Source organism: Streptomyces sp. NPDC005402 (assembly GCF_040606575.1).
Classification (GTDB): Bacteria; Actinomycetota; Actinomycetes; order Streptomycetales; family Streptomycetaceae; genus Streptomyces.
In genome coordinates, this window is record NZ_JBEXFB010000035.1 from 67,884 (window position 1) to 71,467 (window position 3,584).

At 66.2% G+C, this 3,584-nt stretch carries 6 protein-coding genes; 5 read left to right on the forward strand and 1 reads right to left on the reverse strand.

The genetic code is table 11. From position 1 onward, the window contains the following. The first annotated feature begins 111 nt into the window (after nucleotides 1–111). From ABZT02_RS41350 to ABZT02_RS41370, 5 genes are all read left to right on the forward strand, one after another. On the forward strand, nucleotides 112–336 hold the full coding sequence (locus ABZT02_RS41350; RefSeq protein ID WP_356027541.1) for a hypothetical protein: 225 nt from the start codon (nucleotides 112–114) through the stop codon (nucleotides 334–336). A 164-nt stretch (nucleotides 337–500) separates the two neighbouring features. Continuing rightward, complete coding sequence (locus ABZT02_RS41355) at nucleotides 501–1,043, forward strand: hypothetical protein (RefSeq protein WP_356027543.1); 543 nt, start codon at nucleotides 501–503, stop codon at nucleotides 1,041–1,043. A 30-nt stretch (nucleotides 1,044–1,073) separates the two neighbouring features. After that, entirely contained in the window at nucleotides 1,074–1,640 is a 567-nt protein-coding gene (locus ABZT02_RS41360; RefSeq protein WP_356027546.1) for a hypothetical protein, read from the forward strand. 129 nt (nucleotides 1,641–1,769) lie between these two features. After that, nucleotides 1,770–1,925: a hypothetical protein gene (locus tag ABZT02_RS41365; RefSeq protein WP_356027548.1), complete on the forward strand. Its 156-nt coding sequence runs from the start codon at nucleotides 1,770–1,772 to the stop codon at nucleotides 1,923–1,925. Further along, nucleotides 1,912–2,490: a hypothetical protein gene (locus ABZT02_RS41370; protein ID WP_356027551.1), complete on the forward strand. Its 579-nt coding sequence runs from the start codon at nucleotides 1,912–1,914 to the stop codon at nucleotides 2,488–2,490. Before ABZT02_RS41365 ends, ABZT02_RS41370 begins: the two co-directional genes overlap by 14 nt. On the opposite strand, the gene ABZT02_RS41375 is transcribed toward ABZT02_RS41370, so the two are convergent. Next, nucleotides 2,478–3,473 (reverse strand): hypothetical protein, encoded by a 996-nt coding sequence (locus tag ABZT02_RS41375; RefSeq protein ID WP_356027553.1) that lies wholly within the window; start codon nucleotides 3,471–3,473, stop codon nucleotides 2,478–2,480. The two genes, ABZT02_RS41370 and ABZT02_RS41375, sit on opposite strands and share 13 nt — an antisense overlap. Nucleotides 3,474–3,584 lie beyond the last annotated feature (111 nt).

Consider the following 3,584-nt stretch of genomic DNA (forward strand, 5'->3'; position numbering starts at 1 on the left):
GTCCGCCGCCGCGATCGCGGCGGCGGACCGGCGGGTTCGCAATGAGTCCGGGGAACAGGAGTTTTCCCCGTGACGATGACAGGTGGACGGTCACCGGCAGGGAAGGTTTCCGTGCGCAAGCTCGCCAAGGATGCGGAAACCTGCCTCAATGTCGTCGGGATGACGGTCGCGGACCTGGAGCAGACCGCCGCAGCGGAGTTCTCCGAGGGCAGCGCCTACTTGGTGGGCTCCTGGCCTCAGGGCTCGGAAACGCCGGCAGCGATGTTGATATCCATATCCTGCGCGGGGGGATCGCCGAAAAGACCGGGCCGTCTATGCACTTCGTCCGGGATGTGATGGTGGACATGTAGTGCTATCCGGCTGACTGGGTGTCACAGACCGTTGCGCAGGCTCGGGAGCACGCTCTCGCCGATATCGGGATCGGCCATATCGCCCTGGGCGAGGGGCCGGAGCCGGTAATGGGGTGGACTACCCTCCGTCGCTGGCTGCATGGGGTGCCCGTGAAGGAAGGCGAGCACGATGTCTTCACCGCCGATGAGGCGTCGGCGGTGTTGCCCCTGCTGGTACGCAGCGCGTTCGACGAGACGATCATCGCCGTCGCCCTTGCGAGGCTGGCTGCCGAGGCGGCCGAACCCCCGTCAGCCAGCGAGTACCTCTGGCGGAACGCAGCCCGCCGGCTGCTTGAGCTGCGGTGCCGCGCCGCCGGCGATGTCACCAACAACGAGAAGTGGCTGCCGGCCAGGGTCCGGCGGCTGGGTCTGGCCGATCCGGCGGAGGTGCGTGACGAGGCGTCGTTCCGGTCGGTCGCCGACCGCTGCGGGCTGCGACGCCCGGCCGATGCGTGGAATCTGACGCGCCTGACCGTCGCGGCGGGCTCGCAGCGCCTTTCGCTGGGCGGGAAGAAGTGGCTGCTCAATCGTCACGGACGGCTGCTGGACACGGAACACGAGGTGGACCGGAAGCGTCCAGGAGGCGGTGGAAAAGGTGGGCGCCTCCTGGGTCCTGACGGCTCTGCGCCGAGGGGAATGCGACATCTCGGTTGACGGCGACGTGCTCGGGCAGGTGCTGGGCTGATGGACGACACCACCGCCGCACGAGCGGTCCGGGACGAAGGCGTGAACTTCGACTGGCTGCTGACGCGCGGCGCCGATATGACATGGCACTACGGATTCGAAGTGCAGTCCTATCTCGCCGATATCGACGCCGCCTTTGCCGCAGAGGACTGGCCGACGTGCGTGGCGTCCTGCACGCTGGCACTCAGAGTGCTGGCCGAGTGCACCTACCGGGGAACTGGTATCTCCGCGGTGACGGAAGCGGAAAAGCAACTGCGACTCGCCTGCGATCCCTCGGTGGTCGGTCAGGCGTACCGCGCCATGCCGGATGCTGCGGAACGCGGAGACCACAGAGGCGGCCATGGCGGTGGTGCGGAAATGCGACGCATGGGTACGGGAGCAGCTTCCCTGGACGGTGCCGCTGCTGCGGAGCAAGTCCGGTTCCCGGCAGTCGATGCGCCTCTCAGCGTCCATTCAAGTGGCGCAAACTTCGAGGGCTCGGTACCGCGAGTTCCTGAGGGATATCGCGACCTGCCCAGCGCGAAGGGTGGATCAGTCATGAAGGATCACGTAACCTATCCGGGCTGAGTCGGGAAACTGATTGCCGTAGTAGGCCTGGACGGGGCAGGTAAATCGAGCCAGGTGCAGGCACTCGGGGAGTGGTTGCACGGAATCGGTGTTTCAGCTCAGGCTCACCAAAGCGTTACGATGGCTCCGGTGCGCAACGCACTCGGTGTCATCGCGCGGGAGGAAGGGCTCCGGGATCACCTGGAGATAATCGGCGGCGACACCATGCGGCTCATTTCCGCATGCTCGAAACTGGCGCGTATTGCTGCACTCAAGGAAACACTATGTTCGCATGACTGTCAGTAGGAAGGGGAGTGCGGCCGTGGAGAAATGGGGCGCGGATCTGTACGGCGATCCTTGCCGCGGTTGCGGTTACGGGTGGTCCCTGACCCCGCAGGAGGCGATCCAAATCCTCCTGGGGCTTCCCGCCCAGTTCCGTGCGCTGCTCGACGGCTGCACCGGGCAGGAACACCACCCCGATCTCTCGTGGGGGCCCACGGCCTACGTCTGCCACGTGGCCGACAACCTGCGAGCATGGGCCGAAGGGCTCGCTGCAGGGGTCCGGCTCTCCGCAGAGGTGGCCGTGCCCGGCTACGACCCCGATCTCCTCGCGAAAGCCCGTCGTTACGACAGGATCGCGCCGGCGGCCGCTCTCTGGTCGCTGGAACGCGCGGCGGCCGCCTGGTCGGAGGCGGTCACAGCCGCCCTTCATGAAGACGTCGTGCTGCAGCACGCTGCCAGAGGCGTCCAGCGTGCCGAAGACGTCGCACGCAACAACGCACACGACGCCTTCCATCATGTATGGGACATTCGGCGCATCCTCGAGTACGCGAGCCCGCCGCCGTCAGAAACAGCTGATCAGAACAGCTGACGGGGCCTCTCCTCGCGCAACGCCGTGAGCGCCTGCCGGGTGATCGTCCTGACCTCGTCCGCAGCCAGCTGCTCCAGCGGGCTGCGGCGGTGTGTCTTGGCCGGGTCGAAGACCTCTGCCTGCCCTCCCTTGGAGTACCGCTTGCTCTCCTGCTCGAATCTGTGGGGCAGTTCGGCGGTGGGGGCGAGGTCGAACCAGCTCTCCGTCGCCAGCAGGGAGGCTTTCTTCTCCTGCACGAGATCTTGGAACTCCAGAGCGCGCCAGGGGAGGTCATCGCCAGCGGACAGGAAACTGTCCACGACCCGGCACCACGTGGTGGCGTAGAACCTGACGGCGTCTGCGGAGACGTCGCCGACCCCCGCCAGACGCCGAGCGGCGCTCCCGTTCTCGGTGTCGCGGCCCCAGGTCGACGGCGTCGCCATGTTGGACGCAACCACCTTCTCGGGTTCGCGCCAGAGGAACAGCCACCTGTTGTTCTCGCTTTTGGCCAAGCTGGCCACCACGATGGGCACGGTCCAACTGGTGATCTTGACGACAGGCTCACGGCCGGCCGCCACCGCCGCGTAACAGGTGTAATTCAGCAAGGACTTCAACAGGGCGTGGAACGTCTGGGACTCCACCCTGTCGGCGGCGAGTGCGATCCTGCGGGCGGGGACGGTGACGAAGTCCGGCTCCTTGAGGACCATGGTGGTCGGGCGCAGGGTCAGGAGATTGGCCAGCAATGTCGATCCGCACCGGGATGTGTGCGCGATGAGCCGCAGTGGCTGGTCGCCCCGTCGATCGGCGAACTGCTCGATGAATGACGCGAGGGGGACAGTCCTGCTGCTGCCGGGAGCGGCCGCGCCCACGGTGTCGCTGTACCAGACCTCATGGAAGTCTCGATGTGCCAACTTGCCCATGGACACGAGACCGGTGTCCGTGTCGATGTCCGTGGGCAAGTAGCCCGCTTCTGCCAGATCGGCCAGTTCTTCGTTCTTGGGCACGGTTTCCCTTCCGGCGCTAGTAGTGCTTCGTTAGGTTCTGGCTCTGTGTCTGGCTGTGGTGAGGGGGCGGCCGCAGGTGCTGCAGGTGCCGGTCCAGCACCTCAGCAGGTT